Annotated in this window: 12 protein-coding genes; 6 read left to right on the top strand and 6 right to left on the bottom strand. The window is 71.5% G+C overall.

The genetic code is table 11. The features are described from left to right. Nucleotides 1-18 precede the first annotated feature (18 nt). Nucleotides 19-777 carry a hypothetical protein gene (locus ACQF4J_RS17630; RefSeq protein ID WP_351566530.1) on the top strand — a complete coding sequence of 253 codons (759 nt, stop codon included), beginning with the start codon at nucleotides 19-21 and terminating at the stop codon, nucleotides 775-777. Nucleotides 778-781: 4 nt separating this feature from the next. Here ACQF4J_RS17630 and ACQF4J_RS17625 read toward each other — a convergent pair whose 3' ends face one another. Both ACQF4J_RS17625 and ACQF4J_RS17620 read right to left on the bottom strand, forming a co-directional pair. Further along, entirely contained in the window at nucleotides 782-1,294 is a 513-nt protein-coding gene (locus tag ACQF4J_RS17625; protein ID WP_351566533.1) for a hypothetical protein, read from the bottom strand. Nucleotides 1,295-1,317: 23 nt separating this feature from the next. Next, nucleotides 1,318-2,448, bottom strand: a complete 1,131-nt coding sequence (locus tag ACQF4J_RS17620) for a magnesium and cobalt transport protein CorA (protein WP_351566536.1) — start codon at nucleotides 2,446-2,448, stop codon at nucleotides 1,318-1,320. Nucleotides 2,449-2,959: 511 nt separating this feature from the next. Between ACQF4J_RS17620 and ACQF4J_RS17615 the strand changes: the two genes are divergently transcribed. Continuing rightward, nucleotides 2,960-3,544, top strand: a complete 585-nt coding sequence (locus tag ACQF4J_RS17615; protein WP_351566539.1) for a suppressor of fused domain protein — start codon at nucleotides 2,960-2,962, stop codon at nucleotides 3,542-3,544. Between the two features lie 41 nt (nucleotides 3,545-3,585). Here the strand turns inward: ACQF4J_RS17615 and ACQF4J_RS17610 are convergent, their stop codons facing one another. Next, nucleotides 3,586-4,812 (bottom strand): MFS transporter, encoded by a 1,227-nt coding sequence (locus ACQF4J_RS17610; protein ID WP_427166080.1) that lies wholly within the window; start codon nucleotides 4,810-4,812, stop codon nucleotides 3,586-3,588. Nucleotides 4,813-4,980: 168 nt separating this feature from the next. On the opposite strand from ACQF4J_RS17610, the gene ACQF4J_RS17605 reads away from it, so the two are divergent. From ACQF4J_RS17605 to ACQF4J_RS17595, 3 genes are all read left to right on the top strand, one after another. Continuing rightward, complete coding sequence (locus ACQF4J_RS17605; protein ID WP_351566544.1) at nucleotides 4,981-5,622, top strand: DUF6758 family protein; 642 nt, start codon at nucleotides 4,981-4,983, stop codon at nucleotides 5,620-5,622. Between the two features lie 109 nt (nucleotides 5,623-5,731). Then, entirely contained in the window at nucleotides 5,732-6,589 is an 858-nt protein-coding gene (locus tag ACQF4J_RS17600; protein WP_351800653.1) for a PHP domain-containing protein, read from the top strand. Between the two features lie 49 nt (nucleotides 6,590-6,638). After that, nucleotides 6,639-7,244: a MarC family protein gene (locus ACQF4J_RS17595; protein WP_351566550.1), complete on the top strand. Its 606-nt coding sequence runs from the start codon at nucleotides 6,639-6,641 to the stop codon at nucleotides 7,242-7,244. A gap of 119 nt (nucleotides 7,245-7,363) precedes the next feature. Here the strand turns inward: ACQF4J_RS17595 and ACQF4J_RS17590 are convergent, their stop codons facing one another. Further along, entirely contained in the window at nucleotides 7,364-7,516 is a 153-nt protein-coding gene (locus ACQF4J_RS17590) for a hypothetical protein (RefSeq protein ID WP_142142316.1), read from the bottom strand. A gap of 182 nt (nucleotides 7,517-7,698) precedes the next feature. On the opposite strand from ACQF4J_RS17590, the gene ACQF4J_RS17585 reads away from it, so the two are divergent. Then, nucleotides 7,699-8,592 carry an NYN domain-containing protein gene (locus ACQF4J_RS17585; protein ID WP_351800650.1) on the top strand — a complete coding sequence of 298 codons (894 nt, stop codon included), beginning with the start codon at nucleotides 7,699-7,701 and terminating at the stop codon, nucleotides 8,590-8,592. Between the two features lie 21 nt (nucleotides 8,593-8,613). Here the strand turns inward: ACQF4J_RS17585 and ACQF4J_RS17580 are convergent, their stop codons facing one another. Both ACQF4J_RS17580 and ACQF4J_RS17575 read right to left on the bottom strand, forming a co-directional pair. Beyond that, complete coding sequence (locus tag ACQF4J_RS17580; protein WP_351566556.1) at nucleotides 8,614-9,492, bottom strand: alpha/beta fold hydrolase; 879 nt, start codon at nucleotides 9,490-9,492, stop codon at nucleotides 8,614-8,616. Nucleotides 9,493-9,635: 143 nt separating this feature from the next. Further along, nucleotides 9,636-12,464: a DEAD/DEAH box helicase gene (locus ACQF4J_RS17575; protein WP_427166079.1), complete on the bottom strand. Its 2,829-nt coding sequence runs from the start codon at nucleotides 12,462-12,464 to the stop codon at nucleotides 9,636-9,638. Nucleotides 12,465-12,891: the final 427 nt, after the last annotated feature.

The following is a 12,891-nucleotide window of genomic DNA, read 5'->3' as shown; positions in this document are numbered from 1 at the left end:
CGGAAGGCAGCCCCACCTGTGTCTGTGATCCCCCAGGACCGTATCCGCCGGACCACGCTGCTGGGTGCGATGTGCGCCCTGGTCGTGACGGGCACGGGGTTCCTCACGGGATGCAGCGAGGACCCCGACGCCGGCACCAACGGGGTCGGCAAGCTGTCGGCCGCGCAGATCCAGTCGAGAACCCGGGCGGCCGCCCGGTCGGCGAAGACGGTACGGCTCTCCGGAACCGTCGTCACCAACGGGCGCACGTACACCCTCGACATGCGCCTCAAGCCCGACGGCGGTACCGGCTCGGTCACCTCCAAGGGCGTCGCCTTCGGGCTGCTGCGGATCGGCGAGAAGCTGTACCTGAAGGCCGGCGCGGGCTTCTGGAACCACGCCGACGGCGACCACGCCGACGGCGGCACGGGCGCGGCGAGCGCCGGCAAGCTCGACGGCAAGTACGTGAAGGTGCCGCAGGGCGACCCCTCGTACAAGAGGTTCAGTGGCTTCACGGACAAGGACGTCCTCCTCGAAGGTCTGTTGACCCTGCACGGGTCCCTCGCGACCGACGGTCATCACGAGCAGTCGGGTACCCGCACCATCCGCATCACCGGTGACAAGGGCTCCGGCGGCACCCTCGACGTCTCCCTGGAGGGCAAGCCGTATCCCCTGCGCCTGCAACGCGCGGGCGGCGCGGGCACGCTGACCTTCTCCGCCTGGAACAAGGACTTCGCACTCGTCGAGCCGGACAAGAGCGAGACGGTGGACTACGGCAAACAGCTCCCGACGTCCTGAACCGTCAGGGCCTGCGTTTCCTCTTGAAGAGCAGCCGCGGCAGGCCCGCGGGGGCCGGCCGGCGTGTGGTGGCGGGGGACGGCAGCGGTGCCTCGGCCAGGGAGCCGTCCGGCAGGGGAGCCGACGCACCCGCCGGCTCCAGACGCAGCACCCGGCACTCGCGTGCCCACCGCTCCGGCATCGCCTCTCCGTCGGGCGCGTTGAGACGCTTGCCCTTCAGCTCGGCGACCGCGGCCTGCCACGCCTCGGATCCGGACGCGAGCTCCACGACCTTCGCCGGCCAGGTCACCAGCCGGCCGCCCTTGTCCTTGCTGCGCACGGTCACCTCGGCCGGGCCGCCGTCGGCCAGCCCGGGCAGCGGCTGCTCACCGGGACCGTCGCCGACCACGCACGCGGCACCCTCGTGCCACGCGTGCCACAGCGCGCGGGCCGGCACCCCGGCACCCCGGACCCAGATGAGGCCGGACTTCTTCGTGGCCTCCTCGACGAGGGCCTGGTCGAGCAGCTCGCTTGTCATGGGCTCAGCCTATCCAGGCCGTCTCACAGCCAGCCGTTCCGCTTCAGGCTGCGGTGAATGCCGACGCACAGGGCCACCGTGACGCACAGGACCGTCGGGTAGCCGTAGTGCCAGTGGAGTTCCGGCATGGAGTCGAAGTTCATGCCGTACACACCGGTCACCATCGTCGGGACGGCGATGATGGCCGCCCACGCGGTGATCTTCCGCATGTCCTCGTTCTGCGCGACCGACGCCTGGGCGAGGTTGGCCTGGAGGATGGAGTTCAGCAGCTCGTCGAAGCTGAACACCTGCTCCTGGACGCGCGCCAGGTGGTCGGCGACGTCCCGGAAGTACTTCTGGATGTCCGGGTCGATCAGCCGCATCGGCCGCTCGCTCAGCAGCTGCATCGGCCGCAGCAGCGGCGACACCGCGCGCTTGAACTCCAGCACCTCGCGCTTGAGCTGGTAGATCCGCGCCGAGTCGACACCGCGCGCGACACCGCCGCGGCCCGGCGAGAAGACCTCGGTCTCCACCTCGTCGATGTCGTCCTGCATGGCGTCGGCGACCGCGAGGTAGCCGTCGACGACGTGGTCGGCGATCGCGTGCAGCACCGCCGAGGGACCCTTGGCGAGCAGCTCGGGGTCGTCCTGGAGGCGGTGGCGCAGCGCGCGCAGCGAACCCTGGCCGCCGTGCCGGACGGTGATGAAGAAGTCCCGCCCGGTGAAGCACATGACCTCGCCGGTCTCGACGATCTCGCTGGTGGCGGTGAGCTCGTCGTGCTCGACGTAGTGGATGGTCTTGAAGACGGTGAACAGGGAGTCGTCGTAGCGCTCCAGCTTGGGCCGCTGGTGGGCCTGGACGGCGTCCTCGACGGCCAGCGGGTGCAGTCCGAACTCGCTTGCGATGCCGGAGAATTCGGACTCGGTCGGCTCGTGCAGCCCGATCCACACGAAGCCCCCGTCGCGCCGCACCGAACGCATCGCCTCGTGCGGCGTCAGCGGCTGCGGGGTCTGGACCCGGGTGCCGTCGCGGTAGACGGCGCAGTCGACGACGGCCGAGGGGGTCGCCGGGTCGCGCGTGGTGTCGTAGCCGCCGTTGTCCAGGTGCAGCGCGCCCTTGCGCAGCGCGGGGCGGGACGGGCGGACCGCGGCGCGGAGGTCACGGATCATCGACATGGCTGGCTCCTTCGTGACAGGCAACGAAAGGGCGCCGACGACGGATGGAACTACCCGGAATGGGGACGTCCTGGGCCGTGGGTGTTTGGCACGTCCACAAAGCGGGGAGCACCGCACCGTCGCGGTGGCGGGTTTCGCTGCTGATTCAGATCAGACAGATCAGGCAAGGCGAGACGAAGTGCTCTTCCGCGTGAGGACGCAGACCTGAAAGGAGACGGTCAGCCAGAGCCGGACCAGCTCAGCTACATCAGCGGCGGGAAGAGCGAGTGGTACTGCACGGGTGACTTCGATCCATGACAGCCCCACCTCCTCCGGCCGGTCCCTCGTAAGGGACGATCCACTCCCGCAAGGGAGTTCCACAGTGTCGGGGCTCGATCGCGACTCCCCCAATGCCTGAACGGCCTGGGCGGTACCCCCATGCGTGCTGCCCCGACGACCGGGCCAGAGTATCAGCCGCCCAAAGTGTCAAGGCGCTGCTTTGCCCGGTACTGACGAGTTCTATGCTCGCCGCATGGTTGATGTTCTTCCTCTTGTCGAGGCGAGGTTGCGCACCGCCCTGGGCGAACCGGACGCGCGCGCGGCGGTCACGTTCCTCGGCACGGACCGCATCGAGGTGCTCCGTTTCCACGAGGACGACATCGTTCGCTACGCCACCCTCGGCATGTCGGCGCAGCCGATGAGCGACCCCACCGCGGTGCTCGCCGACCCCGTCAAGGGACCGCGGGCCGAGCTGGTGCTCTCGGTGCGCGCGGGCCTGGCCGACACCGACAAGGCGCTGCGTCCGCTCGCCGTCCTCGCCGCGTCCCCGCAGGTCGAGGGCGTGGTCGTGGCCCCCGGTGCCTCCCTCGACCTCGGTGAACCCCTGTGGCCCGGTGCCCCGTTCGGCTCCGTCCTGGTCGCGGAGCCCGGCGGTCTGGTCGAGGACCTCGCACTCGACGAGCCCCTCGACCCCGTCCGCTTCCTGCCGCTGCTGCCCATGACGGCGAACGAGGCGGCCTGGAAGCGCGTGCACGGCGCCCAGGCCCTCCAGGAGCGGTGGCTGACGCACGGGACGGACCTCAGGGACCCGTCCCGCAAGTCCGTCCCGCTGGACTGACCGGCGCGTGAGCAAGCTCACCAACCGGCGCCCGGCTCGCGTCAGTTGGCGAAGACGGTGACACCGTCCTCGGTCGCGTGCGCGGTCTCCAGCTCCTCCGCCTCGTGGGTCAGCGCGTTCCGCCGTACGAGGACGACGAGCGCGCCCAGGACCGCGGTGACCGCGGCGACCACGAACGGGACGTGGATGTCGGTCCACTCCTCGATCTTCGGCGCGAAGTAGGGAGCCGCGGCGGCGGCGAACCAGCGCACGAAGTTGTAGCCCGCGCTCGCCACCGGGCGCGGCGCGTCCGACACGCCGAGGGCCAGCTCGGTGTAGACGGTGTTGTTCACGCCGATGAACGCGCCGGACAGGATCGTGCAGACGACGGCGGTGGTGTGGTCGCCGTAGCCGAGGACGAGTACGTCGGCGGCCAGCAGCACCAGCGAGCCGCCGAGCACCCTCAGGGAGCCGAACCGCTTCTGCAGGCGCGGCGCGACGACGACGGAGAACACGGCCAGCAGCAGGCCCCAGGCGAAGAACACGGCCCCCGACCGGTACGGGGTCATGTTCAGCACGAACGGGGTGAAGGCCAGCACGGTGAAGAACGTGTAGTTGTAGAAGAACGCGGAGGCGGCGGCGGAGGCGAGGCCGCCGTGGCCGAGCGCCCTGATGGGGTCGAGGACCGAGGTCTTGCGGGCCGGCTTCGGCTGCTCCTTCAGGAACGCCGCGATGCACAGGAAGCCGATCGCCATCAGCGTGGCCGTGCCGAAGAACGGGTAACGCCAGCTGACGTTCCCCAGCACCGCGCCCAGCAGCGGGCCGCAGGCCATGCCGAGGCCCAGGGCGGACTCGTAGAGCAGGATCGCCGCCGCGCTGCCGCCCGCCGCCGCGCCGACGATGACCGCCAGTGCCGTGGAGACGAACAGGGCGTTGCCGAGACCCCACCCGGCCCGGAAGCCGACCAGTTCGCCCACCGAGCCAGAGGTGCCGGCCAGGCCCGCGAAGACGACGACGAAGGCGAGGCCGAGCAGCAGCGTCCTGCGGCCGCCGATGCGGCTGGAGACGAAGCCGGTCAGCAGCATCGCCACGGCGGTGATCAGGAAGTACGAGGTGAAGAGCAGCGAGACCTGGCTCGCGGTGGCGTCGAGGCCCTGGGCGATGGACGGCAGGATCGGGTCCACGAGTCCGATTCCCATGAAGGCGACGACGGACGCGCCGGCCGTCGCCCATACGGCCTTCGGCTGCCGCAGGATGCCGCCGGCTCCCGCGTCGAAGGGGTCAGACATGCTTCCTCCACTCCCGGATCGAGATAGTTGGTGTATACACATAGTAAGTTAGGGCAGCTAATAAATGCAAGTGACATCTATTCTTGGGCGGGGAATGTCGTGAACGGTTCCGTCCGGACGGGTGATCGTCCTTGACGTGGGGGAGCAGGGGTAGGACCGTGGGGCCCTATGAGGGGCGAACCCAGTTGCCCGAAGTGTGGTGGCCGGGTCAGGGCTCCCGGACTCTTCGCCGATTCCTGGCAGTGCGATGTGCACGGCACCGTGCACCCGGTGCAGCCCGTGGTCCCGCCCAGCGTCGAGGCCCTCAGTGTCGTGGTGCACCGCACGCAGGTGCCGGTGTGGATGCCGTGGCCCCTGCCGGTCGGCTGGCTGTTCACGGGCGTGGCGTACGCGGGCGACGACCGGCACGGCGGCCGCGCCACCGCGGTGGCCTGCTCGGGCCCGGGCCCGCTCGGCGGCATGGGGGAGCTGATCCTCGTCGCCGAGGAGCTGGGGGTCGGGCTCGGCGCGCGGTACGCGGGCGTCGACGGACCGGACCCGGGGCCGTACCTGGACGTCGAGAAGCCGCCCCAGACCAAGGTGCTCGCCGGTGGCCGGCCGACCCCGCTGTGGCTCGTCTCCGGCAGCCCCGACGACCGCGCGGTCTTCGCCGGGGAGGCGCGGGGGCTGTGGCTGTGGGCCGTGGTGTGGCCCGAGCAGTCCGGGCTGCTGATGTACGACGAACTGGTACTGACGGATCTGCGGGACGCGGGGGCGGAGGTCGAGCTCGTCCCCTGCGGCGCGCTCTCACCCCGACTGTTGAAACCCTGAGGGTCAGCTGTAGGGGGCGCATGCCGGATTCGGGTGTGACAGATGAGTCCGTAAATCCGGTTATCCTTGAGCGTCCCGTTCCGTTCCGTCACCGCCTGGAGCCCGCCGCGTGCGCATCGACCTGCACACCCACTCCACGGCCTCCGACGGTACCGACACCCCCGCCGAGCTGGTACGCAACGCCGCCGCGGCCGGGCTGGACGCCGTCGCGCTGACCGACCACGACACCACCCGCGGGCACGCCGAGGCCGTCGCCGCGCTGCCCGAGGGGGTCACGCTCGTGACCGGGGCCGAGCTGTCCTGCCGTGTCGACGGCGTCTCCATGCACATGCTCGCCTACCTCTTCGACCCCGAGGAGCCGGCCCTGCTCGCCGAGCGCGAGCTCGTCCGGGACGACCGGGTGCCGCGCGCCCAGGGCATGGTCGCCAGGCTGAACGAGCTGGGCGTGCCGGTCACCTGGGAGCAGGTGCTGCGCATCGCCGGGGACGGTTCGGTCGGACGGCCGCACGTCGCCACCGCGCTGGTCGAGCTGGGCGTGGTGCCGACGGTGAGCGACGCGTTCACCCCGCAGTGGCTGGCCGACGGCGGCCGGGCCTTCGTCGAGAAGCACGAGACCGACCCCTTCGAGGCGATCCGGCTGGTCAAGGCCGCGGGCGGGGTCACCGTCTTCGCGCACCCCGGCGCCAGCAAGCGCGGCCGTACCGTGCCCGAGGCCACGATCGCCGAGCTGGCCGCCGCCGGACTCGACGGCATCGAGGTCGACCACATGGACCACGACCCCGGCACCCGGGCGCGGCTGCGGGCTCTCGCGGCAGACCTGGGGCTGCTCGTCACCGGGTCCAGCGACTACCACGGCAGCCGCAAGACGTGTGTCCTCGGGGAGTACACGACCGACCCCGAGGTGTACGGCGAGATCACGCGGCGGGCTACCGGGGCGTTCCCCGTGCCCGGGACCGGCGGGGCCTGAAACCCGCTCCCGCCTCCCCGCTCACCCTCGTCACCACAGCTAGGCCCTCATGTTCGACCTCGCCGTCTTCGGCTCCCTGTTCCTGACCCTTTTCGTCATCATGGATCCCCCCGGGATCACCCCGATCTTCCTCGCCCTGACCGCCGGACGCCCCGGCAAGGTGCAAAAGCGCATGGCCTTCCAGGCCGTCTGCGTGGCGTGCGGGGTCATCACCGTCTTCGGGCTCCTCGGCCACCAGATCCTCGACTACCTGCACGTCTCGGTGCCCGCGCTGATGATCGCGGGCGGGCTGCTGCTCCTGCTGATCGCCCTCGACCTGCTCACCGGCAAGACCGACGAACCGAAGCAGACCAAGGACGTCAACGTCGCCCTCGTACCGCTCGGCATGCCGCTGCTGGCCGGTCCCGGAGCGATCGTGTCCGTCATCCTCGCCGTGCAGAAGGCCGACAGCGTGGCCACGCAGGTGTCGGTGTGGTGCGCGATCCTCGCGATCCACGTCGTGCTGTGGCTGGTCATGCGCTACTCGCTGCTGATCATCCGGATCATCAAGGACGGCGGCGTCGTCCTGGTGACGCGGCTCGCGGGCATGATGCTGTCCGCCATCGCCGTGCAGCAGATCATCAACGGGGTCACGCAGGTGATCAAGGGCGGGTGAGGTGATCAAGGGCGCCCGGGGTCAAGGGCGCCCGAGCCCCCCTACGCGCAAAGCCCCTGTACGGCGTCCGTGCCGTACAGGGGCTTCGAAGCTTCGGCGGTGATCCGCGTCAGTGTCTGTTACAAGGCCGTGGTGTCGGCCGGACGGATCCAGAGTCGCTGCCCGATGGCGGCGGCCTGCTGGACGATTCGGTTGACGGAGGCGGCATCCACGACGGTGCTGTCCACGGGCGTTCCGTCGACCTCGTCGAGTCGCATGATTTCGAAGCGCATGGCCTCTCCCTTCGTCTCGTGGTTCTGTTCCAGTCAACGGGCTGCGTGTTACAAACATTCCCTACGCTAAGGAAATTTTTCGAACAGCTAACTACTAGCCGGTAAGGGACCGTCGAGACGACTCGACGAGACCGACCGGGACCGGTTGTGTTCGCAGCGTGACCGCCGGGACAATGAAGGTGATGAACGACGACCTCGCGGCCCTCACCGCCCGCATCGACCGCACCAACGAGCTGCTGCAGCGCATGCTCGCCGAGGTTGCGAAGACGCCCTCGACGCATGCGATCTTCGTCGACGCGGGATACCTGTACGCGGCCGCGGGGCGCCTGGTCGCCGGGACGGAGGACCGCCGTGCCTTCGACCTCGACGCCGAGGGCCTGATCGAGGCCCTCATCGACCGGGCCCGCACGGTCTTCGCGGACAGCCGGCTGCTCAGGGTCTACTGGTACGACGGCGCGAGACGCCGCATCCACACCGCCGAGCAGCAGTCGATCGCCGAGCTCCCGGACGTCAAGGTCCGGCTGGGCAACCTCAACGCCAACAACCAGCAGAAGGGCGTCGACTCACTGATCCGGACCGACCTGGAGTCCCTGGCCCGGCACCGCGCGATCAGCGACGCGGCTCTGCTGGGCGGCGACGAGGACCTGGTGTCGGCGGTCGAGGCGGCGCAGGGGTACGGCGCCCGGGTCCACCTGTGGGGCATCGAGGCACCCGAGGGCCGCAACCAGGCCGAGCCCCTGCTCTGGGAGGTCGACAGCCAGCGCACCCTGGACCTCGACTTCTTCAAGCCCTACGTCGCCCGCCGCACCGCCCCCGCCTACGAGGCCGGCACCACCCGGCCGACCCGTGAGAACGTCCGCTTCGTCGGCGCCCAGATCGCGGCGAAGTGGCTGGCGGCCCGCGGGCGGGAATCGCTGGTCGAGCTGCTGCCCGGGCACCCGTATCTGCCGGGCTCGGTGGACCAGGACCTGCTGGTCGAGGCGGAGGGCCTGCTGCAGTACTCGCTGCGCGGACAGGCGGATCTGCGGCGTGCGCTGCGGGACGGCTTCTGGGAGCACCTGCAGACGCAGTACTAGCCGGGGTCCCGCGTGGACGTTCTAGGCGGCGGCCGTCCCGTCCCAGAAGTCGGCGAACGCGCGGGCCGTTTCGAGGGGCCTGTCGGTGTTCGGTGAGTGCTCGGCGCCCTCGATGACCGTGCGGTGGGCGCGCAGCCGCAGGGACATCTCGTCCAGGAGCGGCACCGGCCAGGTGTCGTCGCGCTCTCCCGACAGGACGTGGAAGGGCAGCGGCACGGCGGCCAGTTCCGCCACGCGGTCCGGCTCGACACACAACTGGCGGCCCGTGGCGAGGAGTTGGGCGGGCTTGTTGCCGAGCCAGCGGCGCCGCAGATCCTCCTGGTCGTCCAGACCCGCGTCGAGTTCGCCGGTGTCCGTCTCCTCGGGTGTCTCCATGGCCTGGATCGCCTCCCACACCTCGGCCATCGACATCACGGCGAGGGCGTCGCGGAGCAGCTTGACACGCTGCTGCTGGGAGGCGGAGATGTGCGCCGGTCCGGAAGCCATGAGGGTGAGCGAGCGGAACGGGGAGTGGTCCAGCAGCACGGCCGCCCGCGCGATCTGCCCCCCGAGGGAGTGGCCCACGAGGTGGAGCGGCGTGCCCAGGGCGGCGGCCTGCGCGAGGACGTCCCGCGCCAACTCGCTCTGCGCGTAGGCCGACTCGTCCTCTTCCGGGCCGTCGGACTCGTACTGGCCCCGGCCGTCCACGGCGACGGTCCGGTAGCCACGGGCCGCGAGCGACAGGTGCAGGGGGTTGAAGTCCTCCTTGCTGCCCGTGAAGCCGGGGAGCAGGAGGGCGGTGCCCTTCTCGGCAACGCCGGCCGCCGCGGGCGCGTCCACGACGGCGAACTCCCCACGCCCGGTACGCAGGGCATACGCGCGGGCACCGGGAGGCGGGGTGAAGCTCGGAGGCCTGCTCATAAGGGTGAGGTTATCCGGCCGGGGTGACGGGGAGGGGAGGCGGGCGGGGTGGGGGCGTGGCAGGTGGGGGACGTGGCGCGGGGGGCGGGACGCCGACGGCCCGGTCCACGTGGTGTGGACCGGGCCGTCGGGTGGGTGAGCGGTCAGCTCTCCGTGGGCTCAGCGCCGGCCGCCACCTTGCGGGTGCGGCGCGCCCTGGGCTTGGCCTCGGCCGCGTCGGCGGGAGCCTCGGCGGACGCCGCGGCCTTCCGCGTGCGCGTCCGAGGCTTGGGCTCCTCGGAGGCCTGTGCCGGGATCTCGGCCGCGACGGCCGTCTTGCGCGTACGGGTGCGCGGCTTGGCCTCGGCGCCTTCCGCCGTGTCGACGGCAGCCACCGCGGCCTTGCGTGCGCGCGTGCGCGGCTTGGCCTCGGTGGCCTCGGGCGCCGTAACGGCCTCGGCCGACTCGGCGGCCTTGCGCGTACGCCGGCGGGGCGTGGCCTCGACGGTCTCGGCCGGAACCTCGGCCGCGGCGGCCTTCTTGCGGGTGCGCGGCCTGGTCGCCGTGCCCTCCGCGGTGTCGAGCGCCGTCTCCGCGGTCGCCGCCGCCTTGCGCGTACGGGTACGCGGCTTGGCTTCGACGGCCTCCGCCGTGTCGACGGCCGCCACCGCGGCCTTACGGGTGCGCGTGCGCGGCTTCACGTCCGGCTCGTCGGCCGTCTGCGCCGGGATCCCGGCCGAGACCTCGGCCGCTGCGGCCTTCTTGCGGGTCCGGCGCGGCTTGGCCTCCACGGCCTCCGCCGTGTCGACGGCGGTCTCCGCGGCGGCTGCCGCCTTGCGGGTGCGCGTGCGCGGCTTGGTCTCCGCGACCTCCGCCGTCTCGACCGGGGCCTCCACCGCAGCCGCGGTCTTGCGCGTGCGGGGCTTGGGCTCCGTGGCCTCGGCGGTGTCCGCGAGCGGCTCGGCGACCGCGGCCGTCTTGCGCGTACGGGTACGCGGCTTGGCCTCGGCGGCCTCCGCCGTGTCGACGGCCGACACCGCGGCCTTGCGGGTGCGCGTGCGCGGCTTGGTCTCCGTGGCTTCCGCCGTGTCGACCGCGGCCTCGGCCGCGGTGGCCGCTGCCTTGCGGGTACGGGTGCGCGGCTTGGCCTCGGCGGCTTCCGCCGTCTCGGTGACCGTCTCCGTGCTCGCCGCGGCCTTGCGGGTACGCCGACGCGCAGTGGTCTCCGTCGCCTCCGGGGCCGACTCGGTCGTCGACGCCCCCTCGGCCGTGTCGAGCGCGGCCTCCGCGGCTGCCGTCGCCTTGCGCGTACGACGACGCGGCTCGGCCGGAGACGCCTCGGGCTCCACGGCCACCGGTGCCGGGGTCTCGGCGACGGTCGTCTCCGCCGAAACCACCGTCGGCTCCGCGGACTTGCGGGTGCGGCGGCGGCGCGACTTCGCCGCGGTCCCGCCGGCGGTGTCCAGGGTGCCCTCGACAGCGTCCACGGCGGACTCGGCGGCCGTCACGGGCGCCGTGGCCTCGGGAGCCGTCACCGTGGCCGTCAGCGGCTCCTGGGACGCCCCACCGCGGGTGCGGCGACGGCGGCGCGGGGTACGCGTGCCCGTGGCCTCCTCGGCTGCCGTGACCTCGGCCGCGGCAGCCGTCTCCGACGTGGCCGCGCCGTCCGTCACCGCCCCGCCGCGGGTACGACGGCGCCGTCGCGGCGTACCCGCGGGACGCTCGCGGTCGGCGGAGCGGGACTCGTCCCGGCCGCCCCGGTCGCCGCCCCGGCCACCGCGACCGCGCGCACCGCGGCCGCCGGTCTCGCCCAGGTCCTCCAGCACCTCCGCCTCGAGACCCGCGCGCGTGCGCTCGGCACGGGGCAGGACACCCTTGGTGCCCGCGGGGATGCTCAGCTCCTCGAAGAGGTGCGGGGAGGTGGAGTACGTCTCCGGCGGGTCGTTGAACTTCAGCTCCAGCGCCTTGTTGATCAGCTGCCAGCGCGGGATGTCGTCCCAGTCGACCAGCGTGATCGCGATGCCCTTCTTGCCCGCGCGGCCGGTGCGGCCGATGCGGTGCAAGTAGGTCTTCTCCTCTTCCGGCGACTGGTAGTTGATGACGTGCGTCACGCCTTCGACGTCGATGCCGCGCGCGGCGACGTCGGTGCAGACGAGGACGTCCACCTTGCCGTTGCGGAAGGCGCGCAGCGCCTGCTCGCGGGCACCCTGGCCGAGGTCGCCGTGGACCGCTCCGGCGGCGAAACCGCGCTGCTTGAGCTGGTCGGCGAGGTCGGCCGCCGTTCGCTTCGTACGGCAGAAGATCATGGCCAGCCCGCGGCCCTCGGCCTGCAGTATCCGCGCGACCATCTCGGGCTTGTCCATGTTGTGCGCGCGGTAGACGTACTGCGCGGTGTTCGCGACGGTCGCGCCCTCGTCGTCCGGCGCGGTGGCGCGGATGTGCGTGGGCTGCGACATGTAGCGGCGCGCGAGGCCGATGACCGCGCCCGGCATGGTCGCCGAGAACAGCATGGTCTGGCGCTTGACCGGAAGCATGTCGATGATCTTCTCGACGTCGGGCAGGAAGCCCAGGTCGAGCATCTCGTCGGCCTCGTCCAGGACCAGGCACCTGACGTGCTTGAGGTTGAGCTTCTTCTGGCCCGCGAGGTCCAGGAGCCGGCCCGGGGTGCCGACGACCACGTCGACGCCCTGCTTCAGGGCCTCGACCTGGGGCTCGTAGGCCCGGCCGCCGTAGATGGCGAGTACGCGCACGTTGCGCACCTTGCCCGCGGTCAGCAGGTCGTTGGTGACCTGCGTGCACAGCTCGCGCGTGGGGACGACGACCAGCGCCTGCGGGGTGTCGGTGAGGTCCTCGGGCTTCGCGCGGCCCGCCTCCACGTCCGCGGGGACGGTGACGCGCTCGAGGAGCGGGAGACCGAAGCCCAGCGTCTTGCCGGTGCCGGTCTTGGCCTGGCCGATGACGTCCGTGCCGGAGAGGGCGACGGGGAGGGTCATCTCCTGGATGGGGAAGGGGTTGATGATGCCGACGGCCTCGAGGGCCTCGGCGGTCTCGGGAAGGATTCCGAGATCTCTGAACGTCGTAGTCAGGGTGCTGCCTCTTCTGTGTGCGCGGTGCGAGGCGAGCGCGGGGGTCTTTGACGGACCGTGCCGGGGACGTCGGCTGCCTTACGGGCTTGCCGTAACGCACGGGACCACTGCCGACGCTCTAGCGCTCGTACCGCTGAGGGTGTCCCTCCGGAGGCCGTACGCGATGTGCCGTACGGTTTGGAGGTCTGTCGGGTCGGAGCCGATCGGGCCACCGACCGGGCATCCTCATACGTGCGGCCTGTCGATACTTCGGCAGGCGCATTACCACTGTACCCCGGAATCGCGCACATGCGATGGCCGATTTGGTCACGTAGCCGTCATCACACTGATTGAC

It is taken from the genome of Streptomyces sp. C1-1, assembly GCF_050214755.1.
Classification (GTDB): Bacteria; Actinomycetota; Actinomycetes; order Streptomycetales; family Streptomycetaceae; genus Streptomyces.
Note: the sequence above shows the minus strand (reverse complement) of the source record. Positions and strands in the feature narration are given on the sequence as shown.

Excerpts from the sequence above, each read along its gene's own strand:
- ACQF4J_RS17625 (WP_351566533.1), bottom strand. The coding sequence starts at position 1,294 with ATGACAAGCGAGCTGCTCGACCAGGCCCTCGTCGAGGAGGCCACGAAG.
- ACQF4J_RS17620 (WP_351566536.1), bottom strand. The coding sequence starts at position 2,448 with ATGTCGATGATCCGTGACCTCCGCGCCGCGGTCCGCCCGTCCCGCCCC.
- ACQF4J_RS17615 (WP_351566539.1), top strand. The coding sequence starts at position 2,960 with ATGGTTGATGTTCTTCCTCTTGTCGAGGCGAGGTTGCGCACCGCCCTG.
- ACQF4J_RS17610 (WP_427166080.1), bottom strand. The coding sequence starts at position 4,812 with ATGTCTGACCCCTTCGACGCGGGAGCCGGCGGCATCCTGCGGCAGCCG.
- ACQF4J_RS17605 (WP_351566544.1), top strand. The coding sequence starts at position 4,981 with ATGAGGGGCGAACCCAGTTGCCCGAAGTGTGGTGGCCGGGTCAGGGCT.
- ACQF4J_RS17595 (WP_351566550.1), top strand. The coding sequence starts at position 6,639 with ATGTTCGACCTCGCCGTCTTCGGCTCCCTGTTCCTGACCCTTTTCGTC.
- ACQF4J_RS17590 (WP_142142316.1), bottom strand. The coding sequence starts at position 7,516 with ATGCGCTTCGAAATCATGCGACTCGACGAGGTCGACGGAACGCCCGTG.
- ACQF4J_RS17585 (WP_351800650.1), top strand. The coding sequence starts at position 7,699 with ATGAACGACGACCTCGCGGCCCTCACCGCCCGCATCGACCGCACCAAC.
- ACQF4J_RS17580 (WP_351566556.1), bottom strand. The coding sequence starts at position 9,492 with ATGAGCAGGCCTCCGAGCTTCACCCCGCCTCCCGGTGCCCGCGCGTAT.
- ACQF4J_RS17575 (WP_427166079.1), bottom strand. The coding sequence starts at position 12,464 with ATGACCCTCCCCGTCGCCCTCTCCGGCACGGACGTCATCGGCCAGGCC.